Origin of the sequence: Streptomyces sp. G5(2025), assembly GCF_049542075.1 — a bacterium.
In the GTDB taxonomy this organism is placed as follows: domain Bacteria; phylum Actinomycetota; class Actinomycetes; order Streptomycetales; family Streptomycetaceae; genus Streptomyces.
The window spans coordinates 2,963,017-2,980,016 of record NZ_JBMUZT010000006.1 but is presented as its reverse complement, the minus strand read 5'-3'; the positions used below and the strand labels follow the sequence as shown (position 1 = coordinate 2,980,016).

At 71.2% G+C, this 17,000-nt stretch carries 13 protein-coding genes; 7 read left to right on the top strand and 6 right to left on the bottom strand.

Going from position 1 to position 17,000, the window contains the following annotated elements:
• Positions 1-12: 12 nt before the first annotated feature.
• Positions 13-480: an Rv3235 family protein gene (locus ACOBQB_RS24260; RefSeq protein ID WP_423594236.1), complete on the bottom strand. Its 468-nt coding sequence runs from the start codon at positions 478-480 to the stop codon at positions 13-15.
• 298 nt (positions 481-778) lie between these two features.
• Here ACOBQB_RS24260 and ACOBQB_RS24255 point away from each other — a divergent pair, with 298 nt between their 5' ends.
• The 3 genes from ACOBQB_RS24255 to ACOBQB_RS24245 all read left to right on the top strand — a co-directional run bounded on the left by ACOBQB_RS24255 (position 779) and on the right by ACOBQB_RS24245 (position 7,687).
• The gene (locus tag ACOBQB_RS24255; protein WP_423594235.1) at positions 779-1,285 is read left to right on the top strand and encodes a DUF6912 family protein; all 507 of its coding nucleotides are present in this window, start codon (positions 779-781) and stop codon (positions 1,283-1,285) included.
• 353 nt (positions 1,286-1,638) lie between these two features.
• On the top strand, positions 1,639-2,313 hold the full coding sequence (locus ACOBQB_RS24250; RefSeq protein WP_423594234.1) for an HAD family hydrolase: 675 nt from the start codon (positions 1,639-1,641) through the stop codon (positions 2,311-2,313).
• A 430-nt stretch (positions 2,314-2,743) separates the two neighbouring features.
• On the top strand, positions 2,744-7,687 hold the full coding sequence (locus ACOBQB_RS24245; RefSeq protein WP_423594233.1) for an NAD-glutamate dehydrogenase: 4,944 nt from the start codon (positions 2,744-2,746) through the stop codon (positions 7,685-7,687).
• Positions 7,688-7,766: 79 nt separating this feature from the next.
• Here ACOBQB_RS24245 and ACOBQB_RS24240 read toward each other — a convergent pair whose 3' ends face one another.
• The gene (locus ACOBQB_RS24240; protein WP_423594232.1) at positions 7,767-9,485 is read right to left on the bottom strand and encodes a serine/threonine-protein kinase; all 1,719 of its coding nucleotides are present in this window, start codon (positions 9,483-9,485) and stop codon (positions 7,767-7,769) included.
• Positions 9,486-9,748: 263 nt separating this feature from the next.
• Between ACOBQB_RS24240 and ACOBQB_RS24235 the strand changes: the two genes are divergently transcribed.
• Positions 9,749-10,228: a phospholipase gene (locus tag ACOBQB_RS24235; RefSeq protein WP_423594231.1), complete on the top strand. Its 480-nt coding sequence runs from the start codon at positions 9,749-9,751 to the stop codon at positions 10,226-10,228.
• 24 nt (positions 10,229-10,252) lie between these two features.
• On the opposite strand, the gene ACOBQB_RS24230 is transcribed toward ACOBQB_RS24235, so the two are convergent.
• On the bottom strand, positions 10,253-11,311 hold the full coding sequence (locus ACOBQB_RS24230; protein ID WP_423594230.1) for a serine/threonine-protein kinase: 1,059 nt from the start codon (positions 11,309-11,311) through the stop codon (positions 10,253-10,255).
• A 349-nt stretch (positions 11,312-11,660) separates the two neighbouring features.
• Here ACOBQB_RS24230 and ACOBQB_RS24225 point away from each other — a divergent pair, with 349 nt between their 5' ends.
• Genes ACOBQB_RS24225 through ACOBQB_RS24215 form a run of 3 tightly spaced genes read left to right on the top strand, consistent with a single transcriptional unit; the run spans position 11,661 to position 14,516 of the window.
• Positions 11,661-12,479, top strand: coding sequence for a polyprenol monophosphomannose synthase (locus ACOBQB_RS24225; protein WP_423594229.1), 819 nt, complete (start codon positions 11,661-11,663; stop codon positions 12,477-12,479).
• Complete coding sequence (locus ACOBQB_RS24220) at positions 12,476-12,976, top strand: GtrA family protein (RefSeq protein ID WP_423594228.1); 501 nt, start codon at positions 12,476-12,478, stop codon at positions 12,974-12,976. Before ACOBQB_RS24225 ends, ACOBQB_RS24220 begins: the two co-directional genes overlap by 4 nt.
• Positions 12,960-14,516: a hypothetical protein gene (locus tag ACOBQB_RS24215; protein WP_423594227.1), complete on the top strand. Its 1,557-nt coding sequence runs from the start codon at positions 12,960-12,962 to the stop codon at positions 14,514-14,516. Before ACOBQB_RS24220 ends, ACOBQB_RS24215 begins: the two co-directional genes overlap by 17 nt.
• Here ACOBQB_RS24215 and tgmC read toward each other — a convergent pair.
• Genes tgmC through tgmA form a run of 3 tightly spaced genes read right to left on the bottom strand, consistent with a single transcriptional unit; the run spans position 14,505 to position 16,946 of the window.
• Positions 14,505-15,692, bottom strand: coding sequence for an ATP-grasp peptide maturase system methyltransferase (tgmC, locus tag ACOBQB_RS24210; RefSeq protein ID WP_423594226.1), 1,188 nt, complete (start codon positions 15,690-15,692; stop codon positions 14,505-14,507). The two genes, ACOBQB_RS24215 and tgmC, sit on opposite strands and share 12 nt — an antisense overlap.
• Positions 15,682-16,647, bottom strand: coding sequence for an ATP-grasp ribosomal peptide maturase (gene tgmB / locus ACOBQB_RS24205; protein ID WP_423594225.1), 966 nt, complete (start codon positions 16,645-16,647; stop codon positions 15,682-15,684). The genes tgmC and tgmB overlap by 11 nt, the downstream gene beginning before the upstream one ends.
• Positions 16,644-16,946: a putative ATP-grasp-modified RiPP gene (tgmA, locus tag ACOBQB_RS24200; protein WP_423594224.1), complete on the bottom strand. Its 303-nt coding sequence runs from the start codon at positions 16,944-16,946 to the stop codon at positions 16,644-16,646. Before tgmA ends, tgmB begins: the two co-directional genes overlap by 4 nt.
• Between the last annotated feature and the right edge of the window lie 54 nt (positions 16,947-17,000).

Genomic DNA, 17,000 nt, shown 5'->3' with positions numbered 1-17,000 from the left:
TGCCTCCGCTTCTCACTGCCTTCCCGTTTCCAGTTCCACCGCCGTGCAGCGCCACCTCCTGTCCGGTCCCAGGGCCAGGCGGAACGCCAGTGCGCGCAGCCTCGGGCCCGTCGCCACACGGGCGAAGACCTCGTACGCGTCGGGGTGCGGCTGATAGTGGCCGACGCGCTGGAGCGTGGGGCGGTGGCCGTCCGTGCGGAGCGGGTTGAGCTCTGCCAGGCGGGCCAGCTCGTCGTACGCCGTGTTGGCGATGTGGCGGGCCGCCCAGTGCAGGGGGCGTTGGCCGCTGAGGACGAGGAGGAGGCGTTCGGCGAAGACCTCCGTGGGGTGCGGGGGCGGTTGGGCCGGGACCGTCCTCGGTCGGCGGTCGGAGGGGCGGTGGTCCGAGGGGCGGCGTGCGTCACCGCGGGTCGGTGGGCGGCCCGTGGGCGGGCGGGACGCGGAGGGGCGGGGGCGGGGCCTGGTCATCACCTTGCGCATGGGATGCCTCCTTCGTACCGGTGGGTAACTTTCTGTTGGGGATCTTGTACGGGGGGCAGGTGGTGGTGTGCAAGGTGTGCGGGGCCGGGTGGGGAGGCGGTCGGGGTTCCCCTATCAGGGGGCGGGGGAGGCGGGGAGGCGGTGTTCTCGGGGTGGTGCCGGGTGAAACCGTGGACGGGGGTGGACGGCTTCGCGGGCGGTGAGGGGGCCTCGATCGGGGACCCCCGCACGTATCCTGGAGCTCTTCTACGGCCACGAAGGTCCGTCTCGGCGGACGCGAGCGAAAGCGGTCCCGTACATGCGCGTCTACGTTCCTCTGACCCTGCCCCGGCTCGCTGAGGCGTACAAGGCGGGGGAGGTGGGGCCCGGGCCGCTGGTCGCTTACGCCGTGACCCCCGCTCTGCGGGAGTGGTACGTCTCGGACGACATCGAGGAGCTGGAGTACGCGGCGTTGAACCGGGCGGCCGCGGCGTCGCTGCGGTTGGTGGCGGGGGATCCCGCGGCGGCGCGGCGGCGGGTCGTGCTCGCGGTGGATGTGCCGGACGGGGCGGCCGTGGCGGATCCCGACCGGGGGCTCGATCAGGGAGCGCTCGGGGAGGTGCGGGTCGCGGGGGCGCTGTCCTTGGGGAAGGTGGCGGCGGTGCATGTGGACGCGGGGGACGCGGAGGGGGATGTGGCCGCGGCCGCGGCGGCGCTGGGGGCGGCGGACATGGGGGACGAGGACGCGCGGTTCGTGGTGGACGGGGCGGAGGATCATGAGCTGCTGTGGTTCGCGACGCAGGAGATTCCTGGGTTGATCGGCTGAGGCGGGTGCGCGGGTGCGCGCCCGCGCGGGTGTGCGGGTGCGCGGCTGGGGTGGTGTCCGCGCCCTCGGTTCGCTTTCGGGGCGGGGCCGCGGGGGTATGTACGTGCTCGCCATCTCGGTCTTGGGCCCCGGGTGCTCATCGGCCCGGGGAGCACCACCACTGTGCTCCGCGCGCACATACCCCCGCGTCCCCTTCGGTGCGTACGCGGGTGCGGGGCGTCCCTGTTCGGGTTCTCTCCCCGTGGCCTCGCGGTGCGGGTTCCCGCCGGCGCCTTCCGGCGTACGCGGGTGCGGCTCTCTCTGGTGCCGTGTGTGGTGCTTCCGGTGTCGGTGGGCGAGGGTACGTTTTGGGGATGGGAACAACGGGGCGCGGGGCGCACATCGTGTGGGACTGGAATGGGACGCTCCTGCATGACATGCATGCGGTGATCGAGGCCACGAACGCCTCCTTCGCCGAGATCGGGATCGAACCGATCACGCTGGAGCGGTACCGCGAGCTGTACTGCGTGCCGATTCCGCGGTTCTACGAGCGGCTCATGGGGCGGCTGCCGAGTGACGCCGAGTGGCGGCTCATGGACGCCGTCTTCCACAAGCACTACTGGGCGCGGGCGGAGACCTGCGGGCTCGCCGAAGGGGCCGCGCGGCTGCTCGCCGAGCGGCGGGCCGACGGGCGTACGCAGTCGTTGTTGTCGCTGGCTCCGCACGAGCACCTCGTGCCGATCGTGCGGCGGCACGGGATCCAGGAGCAATTCGTGCGGATCGACGGGCGGACCGACGACTCGCACGCCGGCAAGGCCGAGCGGATGGTGCGGCACCTCGCCGCCCTGGAGGGCGTCGTCGCCGCCGCCGAGCGGGTCGTCGTGATCGGGGACGCCGTCGACGACGCGGTCGCCGCCGCGCATGTGGGCGCGCGGGCCGTGCTCTACACCGGCGGTTCGCACAGCCGGGCGAGTCTGGAGACGGTGGGGGTGCCTGTGGTCGACAGTCTGGAGGAGGCCGTGGTCGTGGCGGAGCGGTTCGTCGCCTGAGCAGGGGGCTCGAGGTCTTCGTGCGCTCCGTACACCTGGCGGAGGCTTAGCTTCCGCTTGCGCACTGTGCAGAGTGTCCATGTTCCGACCCTGCTTTTGTACACATACGGCTCATGACTCCGACCGGGTGCGGAGCGATAGCCTTGACCCGTGATCAGCGCGATATCCCGCGGAGGCATAGGTGCCTCCGCCCTGCGCCCGGGGTACACGGAGGACGTCCGTGCCCGGGGCCTCGCTGACGCTTCTTCGCGGTGCGGCCCGGGCCGGGCAGGCCGATTGTCAGTCCAAGTGCTGAAAATGGCGGAAAGCCGACCGCTCTTCCCGCACCGCGGCATAACGTCGATTCCGGCCGGAGACCCCGTGCCGCGGCGTTACGTCACATCACTTCCTTCTACGTCACGCAACGGCGCGCGACAGGAGTCAGAGGACAATGCAGACCAAGCTGGACGAAGCCAAGACCGAGCTGCTCGCGCGGGCCGCCCGGGTAGCTGAGAACAGCCCGGTCGGGGGGCGCCTACCGAGTGGTGCACCGACCGGGACGACGAGCGGGGCCACGCCAGACCAGGACATGGCCCTCGCGTTCCTCCAGCGCTACTACCTGCACACCGCCCCCGAGGACCTGGCCGACCGCGACCCGGTCGACGTCTTCGGAGCCGCCTTCTCCCACTACCGGCTCGCCGAGAACCGCCCCCAGGGGACGGCGAACGTGCGCGTCCACACCCCGACGGTCGAGGAGAACGGCTGGACGTGCAGCCACTCCGTCGTCGAGGTGGTCACCGACGACATGCCCTTCCTCGTCGACTCCGTCACCAACGAGCTCTCCCGCCAGGGCCGCGGCATCCACGTGGTGATCCACCCCCAGATGGTCGTACGCCGTGACGTGACCGGCAAGCTCCTGGAGGTCCTGCCCGCCGAGGCGGGCGCCGAGCGGCCGCACGACGCGCTCGTCGAGTCGTGGATCCACGTCGAGATGGACCGCGAGACCGACCGCGCCGACCTGAAGCAGATCACCGCCGATCTGCTCCGGATCCTCTCCGACGTACGCGAGACGGTCGAGGACTGGGAGAAGATGCGCGACGCCGCGCTGCGCATCGCCGACGAGCTGCCCTCCGAGCCCACCGCGGACGACCTGCGCGACCAGGAGGTGGAGGAGGCCCGCGAGCTGCTGCGGTGGCTCGCCGACAACCACTTCACCTTCCTGGGCTTCCGCGAGTACCGCCTCACGGAGGACGACTCCCTCGCCGCCGTCCCCGGCACCGGCCTCGGCATCCTGCGCGCCGACCCGCACCACGGCGACGACCACCACCCGGTCAGTCCCTCCTTCAACCGGCTGCCCGCCGACGCGCGCGCCAAGGCCCGTGAGCACAAGCTGCTCGTCCTGACCAAGGCCAACAGCCGGGCGACCGTGCACCGCCCCAGCTACCTCGACTACGTCGGTGTGAAGAAGTTCGACGCCGAGGGCAATGTGGTCGGGGAGCGGCGTTTCCTCGGGCTCTTCTCGTCCGCCGCGTACACCGAGTCCGTGCGGCGTGTGCCCGTCATCCGCCGCAAGGTCGCCGAGGTGCTGAAGGGCGCCGGTTTCTCGGCCAACAGTCACGACGGGCGCGACCTGCTCCAGATCCTGGAGACCTACCCGCGCGACGAGCTCTTCCAGACGCCCGCCGATGAGCTGCGGTCCATCGTCACGAGTGTGCTCTACCTCCAGGAGCGCCGTCGGCTGCGGCTCTACCTGCGCAAGGACGAGTACGGGCGCTACTACTCCGCGCTCGTCTACCTGCCGCGCGACCGCTACACCACCGGCGTCCGGCTGCGGATCATCGACATCCTCAAGGAAGAGCTGAACGGCGCCAGCGTCGACTTCACCGCCTGGAACACCGAGTCGATTCTCTCCCGTATCCACTTCGTGGTCAGGGTGCCCAAGGGCGCCGAGGTCCCCGACCTCTCCGACGCCGACATCGAGCGCATCGAGGGACGGCTCGTCGACGCCGCCCGCTCCTGGGCCGACGGCTTCGCCGAGGCGCTGACCGCCGAGTGCGGCGAGGAGCGCGCCGCCGAGCTGCTGCGCCGGTACGGCACCGCCTTCCCCGAGGGGTACAAGGCCGACCACACGCCGCGCGCCGCCGTCGCCGACCTCCAGCACCTGGAGCAGCTCGGCCACGGCGACAAGGACTTCGCGCTCTCCCTGTACGAGCCGGTGGGCGCCGGCCCCGGTGAGCGCCGCTTCAAGATCTACCGCTCCGGCGAGCAGGTCTCCCTCTCCGCGGTGCTGCCCGTCCTCCAGCGGCTCGGCGTCGAGGTCACCGACGAGCGCCCGTACGAGCTGCGCTGCGCCGACCGTGCGCACGCGTGGATCTACGACTTCGGGCTGCGCATGCCCAAGTCCCCGAACGGCAGCGGCGACTACCTCGCCGACGACGGCCGCGAGCGCTTCCAGGAGGCCTTCGCCGCCGCCTGGACCGGCGCGGCCGAGGTCGACGGCTTCAACTCGCTGGTGCTGCGCGCGGGCCTCAACTGGCGCCAGGCGATGGTCCTGCGGGCCTACGCCAAGTACCTGCGCCAGGCCGGCGCCATGTTCAGCCAGGACTACATGGAGGACACCCTCCGCAACAACGTCCACACCACCCGGCTGCTCGTCTCGCTCTTCGAGGCGCGCATGTCGCCCGACCGCCAGCGCGCCGGGACCGAGCTGACCGACGGCCTCCTGGAGGAGCTGGACGGCGCGCTCGACCAGGTCGCCTCGCTGGACGAGGACCGCATCCTGCGGTCCTTCCTCACCGTCATCAAGGCGACCCTGCGCACGAACTTCTTCCAGAAGACGGAGAGCGGCGAGCCGCACACCTACGTCTCCATGAAGTTCGACCCGCAGGCCATCCCCGACCTGCCCGCGCCCCGTCCCGCGTACGAGATCTGGGTGTACTCGCCCCGCGTCGAGGGCGTGCACCTGCGCTTCGGCAAGGTCGCGCGCGGCGGTCTGCGCTGGTCCGACCGGCGCGAGGACTTCCGTACCGAGATCCTCGGCCTGGTCAAGGCACAGATGGTGAAGAACACCGTCATCGTGCCCGTCGGCGCCAAGGGCGGCTTCGTCGCCAAGCAGCTGCCCGACCCGTCGGTGGACCGGGACGCGTGGCTGGCGGAGGGGATCGCCTGCTACAAGACGTTCATCTCCGCCCTCCTCGACATCACCGACAACCTCGTCGCCGGTGAGGTCGTGCCGCCCTCGGACGTGGTGCGCCACGACGAGGACGACACCTACCTCGTCGTCGCCGCCGACAAGGGCACGGCGACGTTCTCGGACATCGCGAACCAGGTCGCTCAGTCGTACGACTTCTGGCTCGGTGACGCGTTCGCCTCCGGCGGCTCCGCCGGTTACGACCACAAGGGCATGGGCATCACCGCCCGCGGCGCCTGGGAGTCCGTCAAGCGGCACTTCCGGGAGCTGGGCTGCGACACGCAGTCCGAGGACTTCACGGTCGTCGGCGTGGGTGACATGAGTGGTGACGTGTTCGGCAACGGCATGCTGCTCAGTGAGCACATCCGGCTGGTCGCCGCCTTTGATCACCGGCACATCTTCATCGACCCGAAGCCGGAAGCCGCGACGTCCTACGCCGAGAGGCGCCGCCTCTTCGAGCTGCCGCGCTCCTCGTGGGCCGACTACGACAAGAAGCTGCTCTCCAACGGCGGCGGGATCTTCCCCCGCTCCGCCAAGGCGATCCAGCTCAACGCCCACATCCGCGAGGCCCTCGGCATCGAGACCGGCGTCGCCAAGATGACCCCGGCCGACCTGATGCGTGCCATCCTCCAGGCCCCCGTCGACCTGCTGTGGAACGGCGGCATCGGTACGTACGTGAAGTCGTCCGTCGAGTCGAACGCCGACGTCGGCGACAAGGCGAACGACGCGATCCGCGTCAACGGCTCCGACCTGCGCGTGAAGGTCGTCGGCGAGGGCGGCAACCTCGGCCTGACACAGCTGGGCCGCATCGAGTTCGCGCGCGCCGGTGGCCGCATCAACACCGACGCCATCGACAACAGCGCGGGCGTGGACACCTCCGACCACGAGGTGAACATCAAGATCCTGCTCAACGCGGTCGTCACCGACGGCGACATGACCGTCAAGCAGCGCAACAAGCTGCTCGCCGCGATGACCGACGAGGTCGGGCAGCTCGTGCTGCGCAACAACTACGCGCAGAACACCGCCCTGGCCAACGCCGTCGCCCAGTCGCCGTCCCTGCTCCACGCCCACCAGCGGTTCATGCGGCGCCTCGGCAAGCAGGGCCACCTCGACCGGAGCCTGGAGTTCCTGCCCAACGACCGGCAGATCCGCGAGCTGCTCAACTCCGGGCGTGGCCTGACCCAGCCCGAGCTGGCCGTCCTCCTCGCCTACACGAAGATCACGGCCGCCGACGAGCTGATCCAGACGACGCTGCCCGACGACCCGTACCTGCGGCGTCTGCTGCACGCGTACTTCCCGAAGGCGCTGCGCGAGAAGTTCCCCGAGCAGGTCGACGGGCACGCGCTGCGCCGCGAGATCATCACGACCGTCCTGGTCAACGACACGGTCAACACCGGTGGTTCGACCTTCCTGCACCGGCTGCGCGAGGAGACGGGCGCCTCGCTGGAGGAGATCGTGCGGGCCCAGCTGGCCGCCCGCGAGATCTTCGGCCTCAGCGAGGTCTGGGACGCCGTCGAAGCGCTCGACAACGTCGTCGCCGCCGACGTCCAGACCCGCGTACGGCTGCACTCGCGCCGTCTCGTCGAGCGCGGCGCGCGCTGGCTGCTCAACAACCGGCCGCAGCCGCTCCAGCTCGCCGAGACCATCGCCTTCTTCAGCGAGGGCGTCGCCCAGGTCTGGGACGAGCTGCCGAACCTGCTGCGCGGCTCGGACCTGGAGTGGTACCAGGGCATCCGCGACGAACTGACGGCCGCGGGCGTCCCCGACGAACTCGCCCAGCGCGTCGCCGGGTTCTCGTCCGCCTTCCCGACGCTCGACATCGTCGCGGTCGCCGACCGGGTGGGCAAGGAGCCGATGGCCGTCTCCGAGGTCTACTACGACCTCGCCGACCGGCTGCGCATCACCCAGCTCATGGACCGCATCATCGAGCTGCCGCGGGCCGACCGCTGGCAGTCCATGGCGCGCGCCTCCATCCGCGAGGACCTGTACGCGGCGCACGCGGCGCTGACGGCGGACGTCCTCGACGCCGGAAACGGCGCGTCCACGCCGGAGGAGCGCTTCAAGGCGTGGGAGGAGAAGAACGCGCCGATCCTGAGCCGGGCGCGGGCGACGCTGGAGGAGATCCAGAGCTCGGACGCGTTCGACCTGGCGAACCTTTCGGTGGCGATGCGGACGATGCGGACGCTGCTGCGCACGCATTCGTAGCCGTCATCGGCGGTAGGCGTTACGTGAAAGGGGGCGCCCCGGCCTTGCGGCTCGGGGCGCCCCCTCGTCGTACGGCGGTTCAGCTGCCCGGCTTCCAGAGGGTGACGCTGCCCTTGAGGTCGGGGAGGTAGTCCGGGTCGCCCGGGGCCTCCACGCCTGTGATCGTCCACATGGCGAGGTTGCCCTCACCGGTGACCATGCAGAGACGGTCGCCCTTGACGATCTGCCCGTTCCTGTTGATCGCGTCGCCCGACAGCGTCTCCCGGAACGGGTTCTGCTCCGCGCCCTCCCGGCACTGCTTGGGGGTGGCGCCCGACGCCTTGCCCATCGGGTGCTCGAACGTCAGCTCCTGGTAGGCCGCGCGGAAGTCGGTCTCCTCGCTGTCCATGGAGGCCGTCGGGTCGACCTTCGGGGCATCGAGGTCGATGTACGTGTAGGCCAGGGAGCTGGACGGTGTGCGCAGCGTCATCGGCTTGTTCTCAAAGACGAGCGTGTACGTCGTGTCGGCGGGCGGGGCGGTCGGGTCCGCCGTGGGGTCGGCCACCGGGTCGCCGCCGTCGGGCTTCTTGTCCGTGTTGGACGGCGCCGACGTCTGTCGCTCGGGCTTCTTCGCGGCGTCGTCGCCCTTGTCGTTCTTGTTCACCACCCACACCGCGGCGGCCGCGCCCGCGCCGACCGCGATGACCAGGGCGACGGCGATCAGGGCGAAGCGGCCGCGGCCGCGGGGCTTCGGGGCGGGGGCCGCGGGCTGCGGGGCCAGGTCGAAGGTGTGGGGGCCGGGCTGCGGGGGCCGGGTGCCGGGGGCCTGCGGGTAGCCGTAGCCGGTGGCCGGCGGGGGCGGGGCCGTGGGGGGTGCGGCCGGGGCCTGCGAGGGTGTCGGCGGCGGGTTCTGGGCCGACTGCTCGCGGCGGGCGATCTCGGCGGTGAGGGGCTGCGGGAGCCAGCCGTCGAACTGGGCCAGGGGCCGCCCGGCCGCCCGCTCGCACCACTCGGCCAGCTCGCCCGCCCCGATCCGGTCCGCCGGGTCAGCGGCGAGGCAGCGCTCCAGGAGGGGCCGCAACTCGTCGTCGTACGAGGAGAGTTGCGGTGGCCGGTGGGCCGTGTTCGCGATCTGCGCGGCGATGGTGATGGCACCACCGTCGCCGTAGGGGTGGCGTCCGGTGGCGGCGACGGCCGCGATCAGGCCGAGCGAGAAGACGTCGGTGGCGGGGCCGACCTGCTCGCCGAGGGCGTGCTCGGGCGACATGTACTGCGGGGTGCCGATCAGGCCGCCGGACTGGGTGAGCTGGGTGGCGTCGGCGGCGCGGGCGATGCCGAAGTCGATGACGTACGGGCCCGTGGAGCCCAGCAGGATGTTGCTGGGCTTGAGGTCGCGGTGGATGACGCCCGCGGCGTGGATCGCCGTCAGGGCGCGGGCCGCGCAGCCGACCAGCTGGAAGACGGCGGGCAGGGGCAGCGGGCCGTGCGCGGCGAGCGCGTCGTGCAGGGAGATGGCGGGGATGAACGCGGAGGCGAGCCACGGCAGTTCGCCGTTCGTGTCGTGGTCAACGACCGGGACCAGGTGGTAGCCCTGCACGCGGCGGGCCGCCTGGACCTCCTGCTCGAAGCGGCGCCGGAAGTCGGGGTCCTGGCCGTACTCGCGGCGGATCACCTTGAGCGCGACGGGCTGGCCGCCGCGGGTGTGGGAGAGGTAGACGGTGCCCATGCCGCCCTCGCCGATCCTGGCGAGGAGGCTGTAGCCCGCGGCCTCTCTCGGGTCCTGGGGCCCCAGGGGGCTGAGGATTTCTGTGCTGCTCATGGTGGTTGGGAGCCTCCCCCGGTGGATGCGCGACGCCTGCGGCGCGTGAAGCGTTCAGAGCTTACGACACGCTTATGCCGGGGGAAGTTCCCGTGGGGTGAGGGGAATTCGGTTCCGGCCGCCGGGGCTCGCGACCACTTCCGGGTGGTAGTTGCCGCTTTCATGTGTTGCGACGTCAACTACTGGACAGTGAAGGCGTGTTGGGCGCAGCGCGTTCCGGACACGTCCGTCAGCGTCATTTCCCCCCGCAGGAGGAAACTCCCATGCGTCGTCGACTCCACGCCCTCCCCGCCCTCCCCGGCCTCCCCGCCCTCGCCGTGGGCGCAGCTTCCCTCACTCTCGGGCTGGGGGTCGCCGCCGCCCCGGCGGCCGCCGTGCCGGCCGACAAGGCGCAGGTGCTCAGCCGCTGGACCCGGACCGACGCGGGCAGTTACAACGCCTGGGTCTCGGCGAACGCGAACCGGGACGCCTGGAGCGCGTACAAGTTCAACTGGACCACCGACTACTGCTCCACCTCGCCCGACAACCCCCTCGGCTTTCCCTTCAAGACGTCCTGCGCCCGGCACGACTTCGGCTACCGCAACTACAAGGAAGCGGGCACCTTCGACGCGAACAAGGCCCGCGTCGACAGTGCCTTCTACGCGGATCTGAAGAGGGTGTGCGCTCGGTACAGCGGCGCCACGAAGGCCACGTGTGACGGGACGGCGTGGACGTACTACCAGGCCGTCGACAAGCTCGGCTGAGCCGCCGGTGCGCGGGCGGGCGCCTCACGTCTCACGGCGTACGCGGCGTGACCACTCCTCGTCGCGCACCGTCAGTGGCGCCGTGGGCGGCAGGGCGCGGACCGTCTCCGCCTCCGCCAACGGCACGCCCGCGCCCGGCGGCCGGGACGCCGCCGCCTCGATGCGCCGCACGTCCTCGGCCACGGGCGCCGGCAGCCACCCGGCGAAGTCGCGCAGGGGGCGCGGGGTCGCCGCCTCGGCCTCGCAGAGGCGGGCCGTCTCGGCGGCCGTCGGGCGGTCCTCGGGGCGCGGGGCCAGGCAGTGGGCGGCGAGGGTGCGCAGCGGTTCGGGTACGCCGTCCAGGGCCGGGGGCTCGCGGTCCGTGCCGGCGATGCGCGCGGCGATGGCCAGGCCGTTGCCCTGCCCGTAGGGGTGGTGGCCGCAGGCGGCCTCGGCGATGACCAGGCCGAGGGTGAAGACGTCGGAGGCGGGTGTGACCTCGCGGCCCAGCGCGTGCTCGGGCGACATGTGGCGGGGGGTGCCGACGAGGCGGCCGACGGTGGTGAGCGTGGCGGCGCCCGCGGCCCGGGCGATGCCGAAGTCGAGCAGCCAGGGCCCGTCGGCGGCCAGCAGGATGTTGCCCGGCTTCACGTCGCGGTGGATGACGCCCGCGGTGTGCACGGCGGCCAGGGCGTGCGCCGCGCAGGCGGCGAGCCGCAGGGCGGTGGGGACGGGCAGCGGGCCGTGGTCCCTGAGGGCGTCGTCGAGCGGGAGGCCGGGGACGTAGCGGGTGGCGAGCCAGGGGAGCTCCGCCTCGGCGTCGTGGTCGACGACGGGGATGAGGTGGTAGCCGAAGACGCGGCGGGCCGTGGCCACCTCGCGGGCGAAACGCTCGCGGAAGGCGGGCCCCTGCGGGCCGCGGGTGTACTCGGCGCGGATCAGCTTCAGCGCGACGGGCTGGCCGCCGCGGGTGCGGGAGAGGTAGACGGTGCCCATGCCGCCCTGGCCGATCCGCGCGAGCAGCGGATAGCCGGACACCTCCCGCGGGTCGTCGCTCCGCAGCGGCTGCGGAACCGCCGACGGCCTCGGAACCGCGCCCCGCATGTGTCGCCCTCCCTGTCGCCCGGCCGGTGTGATGGGCGAGCGTATCGCGCGGGGGCGAGGGGGCGCCGCCGGGCAACGTGGGCGGGCTTTCCGGCGTCTTCGATGGCGGTGCTCGTGTCGCAGATCGGTTCCGGTGGAGGTATGGGCCACCCCGGGCCGAGTTCTTCCTGGCCTGATTGGTTGCCTCCGTGGCGCGGAATGGGTGATGAGATTCGCCATACCCGTCCAATTCGGGCATTTGGTCTAAGGTGGGTGAGATTGTCTGACGGAGGTACGAGATCCCCAGCGAAGTCCACAGCGCAGGTAACCGGACCACCCATCGACCGCGGACCACCGAAGGGCTCCAGCCATGACCGTGAACACCCCCGAGAACCTCTCCCAGGACCTCGCCGCACGGCTGCCCGAAGCCTGGGCCGCCACTCCGTTGACCGTCGTCATGCCGACGTACAACGAGGCGGGGAACCTGCCCGGCATGGCCGAGGCCCTGATGGCGCTCCCGCTGGCCGGCCTGCGCCTCCTCGTCGTCGACGACTCCAGCCCGGACGGCACCGGTGAGATCGCCGAGCGCTTCGCCGAGCGGTACGGCAGCGCCCGTATGACCGTCCTGCACCGCACCGAGAAGGACGGCCTCGGCCGGGCCTACGCGGCCGGCATGGCGCGGGCGGTCGCCGAGGGCGCGCACTACGTCCTCCAGATGGACGCGGACGGCAGCCACCCCGTGGCCAAGGTCGCCGAGCTGCTCGGCGTCGCCCTCGCCACCGACGCGGGCGTCGTCATGGGCAGCCGATACGTCCAGGGCGGCACGCTCTCCGACGCCTGGGGCGCCCACCGCAAGCTGCTCTCCCGCTGGGCCAACGCCTACGCGGGCACCATCCTCGGCACCCGCGTCCGCGACATCACCGGCGGCTTCAACCTCTGGCGCGCGGACGCCCTGCGCGCCATCGACCTGGCCTCCGTGGACAGCGCGGGCTACAGCTTCCAGGTCGAGATGAAGTACCGCGCGCTGCGCCGCGGCTTCGGTGTCATGGAGGTGCCGATCCACTTCGAGGACCGCACGGTCGGCGAGTCCAAGATGAACCTGATGGTGCAGCTGGAGTCGATCGTCATGCCGTGGAAGCTGCGGCTCGACGCGAGAGCGTCCGCGCGCGGCTCCGGGGCGCGCGGATGACGGCGCCCACGCTGCACGAGGCGCCGCCCGCCGCCCCGCCCGTCCCGCAGGCGCCGCCCGCCGCGCCCGCCTCGCCCCTCACGCGGCTGCGCAGGCTGGCCCTGGAGCTCGTGAAGTTCGGCCTGGTCGGCGGCAGCGGGGTCGCCGTCAACCTCCTCGTCTTCAACCTCCTTCTGCACGGCTTCGGTTCGCCCCCGATGACCGCGACGGTTCTGGCCAGCTGCGTGGCCATGGGCACCAACTACCTGGGCTTCCGCTTCTTCGCGTACCGCGACCGCGCCTCGCGCACCAAGCGGCAGATCGCCCTCTTCTTCGTCTTCAGCGGGATCGGCGTCGCGATGGAGAGCGTCCTGTTCTACGCGGCGTACCACGGCGCGGACATGAGCGGACCGATCGGCTCGAACATCGCCAAGGCGCTGTCGATCGTTCTGGCCTCGGCGTTCCGCTTCCTGGTCTACCGGACGTGGGTCTTCCAGCACGATGCGCGTCGCCACTAAGGGGGGCATACGGGCCCCGCGCGCTCTGGTACCGCACGCCGCCGTTCCGCTCCTGCTCGTCCTGCTCGTCCTGCTCCTCCTCGTGATCGTCCGCCTGCCGTGGGCGGGTGACCTCGGCATCCACGCGGCGACGATCGAACGCCTGCGCAACGACCCACTGCACCCCGGCAACCCCCTGGTCGACGCCGACACCCCGAGCCCCTACTACTCGCCCTGGACCCTGCTGCTCGGCTGCCTGGCGAAGGCGACCGGGCTCGGCACGTTCCTGGTGCTGCGGGTGGCCGCGCTGGCGGGGCTGGCGCTGCTGGTGACGGGCGTCGGCTACTTCGTACGTTCGTTCAGTGCGCGCCGCGGGGTGACGCCGCTGGCGCTGCTGTGCCTGCTGCTGCTCTGGGGCCCGGCGCTGTTCAACTGGAGCGGTTTCCTGGGGCTGAACTCCCTGGCGCTGACGGTTTCGTACCCGAGTACGTTCGCGCTCGGGGTCTCCTTCCACTTCTGGGCGCTGCTGCGGAAGGCGTTGCGGTCGGCCGCGGGGTGGCGGGTGTTCGCGGGGCTGGGTGTGTTGTGGGCGGTGACGCTGCTGAGTCACCAGTTCACTGGGGTGGTCGCGTCGGTCGGGGCGCTGGCGATGGTGCTCGGGGCGCGGCCGTGGCCGGGGCGGGCGGTGCTGCTGCGGGTGGCCGGTGGCCTGGCCCTCGGGCTCGCGGTGTTGGTGGCCTGGCCGTACTACTCCTTCTTCGACCTGCTCGGGGTGGGCGGCCTGGAGGAGATCCACCGCTCCCTGTACCGGAACCTGCTGCCGCACTTCGGCCTTGCGCTGCTGGGGGTGGCGGCGCTGGCGGTGCGGTGGCGCAGGGACCGCCGCGACCCCCTGGTGATCTTCTTCGCGCTCGGCGCGGCCATGTTCGCGGCGGGCGGCCTGACCGGCCACTACTCGTGGGGCAGGGTGCTGCCCGCCGCCCTGATCCCGGCGCAGGTGGCGGCGGCCCTGGAGGTCTTCGAGACGGGCGCCGTACGCAGGGCCTTCGCCGCTCTGCTGGCCGCGGCGCTGCTGCTGGGCGCGTGGACGCAGGCGGGAACGCTGGGGTATGTGGTGCCGCGCGGGGTTCTGCCGGGGCCGGTGGCCGCGAAGTACCGGCCACCGTGGGCGGGTTACGACTGGCTGGCGTCGTCGCGGGTGCGGTACGGAGACGTGGTCATGGCGAAGACGTTCCCGTCCCGCCAGATCCCGGCGTACGGGCCGTACACGGTCGCCCCCGGCTATCCGGACTTCTTCTTGCCGGATGAGGGGGAGCGGGGGGAGGCGGTGCGGGAGTACTTCGCGCCCGGCACGGCGCGGGCGGAGCGGGTGGCTGTCCTGCGTCGGTATGGGGTGCGGTGGGTCGTGGCGTATCCGGGGGACGGGGGGTTGCGCGGCGGTGATCCCGCGTTGCGGGAGGTGGGGGTGGGGCCGAAGGGGCAGGTGCTGTACGAGGTGCGGAGTCAGAACGGCGGTTCGCCGGCCTCGGCCGGATCGGTGGGAGCGATGTCAGGAGGGTAGCGGCCAGCGCGGGCCGTTCGGGTTCCCGAGCCAGACGACCTGTTCGGATCGGGTGACCGACAGGCCGAATGCGGCGGTGTTCGGTGAGCCGTACTCCTCCCAGGTGGCCACCGCCGACTCGACGGCTTCCCAGAGCCGACGCGGGCCGCCTTGACGGACCTGCCAGCCGCTGGCCGTCGCCGCAAGGACGGCGAAGGAATCAGTGACGCTGTCCAGCACGAAGGTGCTGACCGGACCGCCGTCGACGGGCAGGGTGAAGAAGCGGGCGTCCGGCACCGCGAGTTGTGCCATGAACGCCGCCCCGGTGCTGGTGAGAACATCCGGCCCGTAGAGGGCTTCCCGCTTCGTTCCGTCGTCGGGCCCCGGGACCATGCCAAGGCTCTCGGGAGCTTCCTGCTGACGGGCAATCATGAAGCTCGGGTCGTCCTCGCTGAACCAGCCGTTCGCGCCGTCCTCGGTGACGATGAGCTTGACCAGGCCGAGGGAGCGCATCCAGCCGCGCAGGGTGGTGAGGATGATGCCACCAGGCACGACCTGTTCCAGCCAGGCGGGAGGGATGTTGCGGAAGCCGCATGTGGCGATCAGCCGGTCGTACGGGGCTCCGTCGAGGTGGCCGGCCCGGCCGTCCCCCACCAGGAGCCGGGGCGTGAAGCCAGACATGGTGAGGGCTTCGCGAGCCCGGCGCGCCACGTTCTCATCCGTCTCGATCGAGGTCACGGCCTCGTTGCCGAGCCGGTGACACAGCAGTGCCGTCGAGTAGCCGGTGCCCGTCCCGATCTCCAGCACGTGCATGTCCTCACGCACGTCGAGGTCTTCGAGCATCCGCACCACGAGGCCGGGCGACGTCGACGACGATGTAGGGGCCGCGTTGCTGATCGGTTTCGGATCAGCCCAGTCGATGTCCCGGCCGTCGAACTGGGTCATCCACGTCTCGTCGCCGTAGACGAGCCGCAGCCACTCCTCTTGACCGACGGTCTCCGGCGTGACCGGCTCCCACGTGGTGACGCCCGGAGCGTCACTCTCCCGGTAGAAGCGCGGGATGAACAGGTGGCGAGGTACGGCGGCCACGGCGGCCCGCCACTTCGGCGATCGCAGTCGGCCGTCCTTCTCCAAGCGGTGGGCGAGCCGCCGCCGCAGGTCCGCTGCCGCTTCCCCGATGTCGGGCTCACTGGTCACGAAGTCCTCCTTCCAAGAGATCGGCGAGTGCGGCGGTCATGGGCAGACCTGTCGGCGGCTCCATCCAGGCCCACTGGCCCGAAGGATTGCACTCGATGAAGACCCACTCGCCAGAGTCGGTGAGGGCGAAGTCGAACGCCCCGAAGACGAGCCCGAAGTGCCTCAGGTAGGCGCGCATCGACCTCTCCACTCCTGGCGGTGCGACGAGGGGCGTGTAGGTGTGAGTGCCGTAGTCCGTACGCCAGTCGAGGAGACCGGAGTCGATCCGTACCGGAAAGGTCTGCTCGGCGATCACTGTGACCCGAACGTCGGCGACCTTGTCCACGCGCTTCTGGAAGAGATGCACGGTGCCGGTCACGGAGTCGTCGATCTCATCGGCGGTCACTTCGGTCACGGGGACGGTCTGCGCCTTGCCGCCGACCAGATAGAGCGGAACCGAAATCGGTTTGAAGATGACCGGTCCGTACTTCTTGATGAACGCTTGCGCATCGCCGGGAACGTTGGTGATCAGCGTAGGCGGCAATACGAAGCCGGCCGCCGCCGCTGCGGCGAGTCCGGCCGGCTTGTACTCGGCGTCGCCGATGCGATGGGGGTGGTTGACGTACAGACAGTCGGGCAGGGAGGTCAGGATGCCGCCCAGCCCGTAGCGGGCCTGGGCCACGGCAAAGCGCTCGTCCTGCTTGTCGAGGTGGGGGAAGGCAAAGCCGGAGGGGCGTCGGTAGTACATGGACCGCACGGAGCCCAGCTCGGCCCGTCGGCTCGGAGTCCGCACGCTTCCCCGCCAGCCGTCGGTGTCGCCGATAAAGGCCGAACACGACAGGGTGGCGGGGAAGTCACCTGCGTCGAACCGCACGACCGGGACACCCCGGTCGTGCAGCTCGACGATCACGAGGTCCGCAGTCGGGTCGTCAAGGTTGGTGACGACCAGGACCGGACGATCGTCGATCGTCGTCATTGGTCGGTGTCATTCCCCGTGTCGCTGTCCGGGGAGTCGCTGTTGCGGTCGCCCTGCCCCGTGGTGCCGGTCGCGGGGTTCGTGCCGGAGGACGTGCCGTGCCCCGGCGCCATGGCCGGCGCTCCGGACGCGTCGAAGTACCCGGCGGTCTGCGTTACCGGGTTCAACTCCACCCGCGCGTAGTCGGGGGCCTCGGCGGACGGGTACGGAGCCATGCGACGCAGGCCCCAGGGGGCAGCGGTCAGGTGCCCCTGCGGCAGCGGACTGCCGGTGGGGAACCGATCCATGTGACTGAACATGGTCTTCCTTTCACAGTGGGTCGTCTGTCCTGCGATTGCCTTGTTTGCTCACAC

Coding starts and splice junctions, on each gene's coding strand:
- tgmB (WP_423594225.1), bottom strand. CDS start 16,647: ATGACGACGATCGACGATCGTCCGGTCCTGGTCGTCACCAACCTTGAC.
- ACOBQB_RS24245 (WP_423594233.1), top strand. CDS start 2,744: ATGCAGACCAAGCTGGACGAAGCCAAGACCGAGCTGCTCGCGCGGGCC.
- ACOBQB_RS24220 (WP_423594228.1), top strand. CDS start 12,476: ATGACGGCGCCCACGCTGCACGAGGCGCCGCCCGCCGCCCCGCCCGTC.
- tgmA (WP_423594224.1), bottom strand. CDS start 16,946: ATGTTCAGTCACATGGATCGGTTCCCCACCGGCAGTCCGCTGCCGCAG.
- ACOBQB_RS24215 (WP_423594227.1), top strand. CDS start 12,960: ATGCGCGTCGCCACTAAGGGGGGCATACGGGCCCCGCGCGCTCTGGTA.
- ACOBQB_RS24225 (WP_423594229.1), top strand. CDS start 11,661: ATGACCGTGAACACCCCCGAGAACCTCTCCCAGGACCTCGCCGCACGG.
- ACOBQB_RS24235 (WP_423594231.1), top strand. CDS start 9,749: ATGCGTCGTCGACTCCACGCCCTCCCCGCCCTCCCCGGCCTCCCCGCC.
- ACOBQB_RS24230 (WP_423594230.1), bottom strand. CDS start 11,311: ATGCGGGGCGCGGTTCCGAGGCCGTCGGCGGTTCCGCAGCCGCTGCGG.
- ACOBQB_RS24240 (WP_423594232.1), bottom strand. CDS start 9,485: ATGAGCAGCACAGAAATCCTCAGCCCCCTGGGGCCCCAGGACCCGAGA.
- ACOBQB_RS24260 (WP_423594236.1), bottom strand. CDS start 480: ATGCGCAAGGTGATGACCAGGCCCCGCCCCCGCCCCTCCGCGTCCCGC.
- ACOBQB_RS24255 (WP_423594235.1), top strand. CDS start 779: ATGCGCGTCTACGTTCCTCTGACCCTGCCCCGGCTCGCTGAGGCGTAC.
- ACOBQB_RS24250 (WP_423594234.1), top strand. CDS start 1,639: ATGGGAACAACGGGGCGCGGGGCGCACATCGTGTGGGACTGGAATGGG.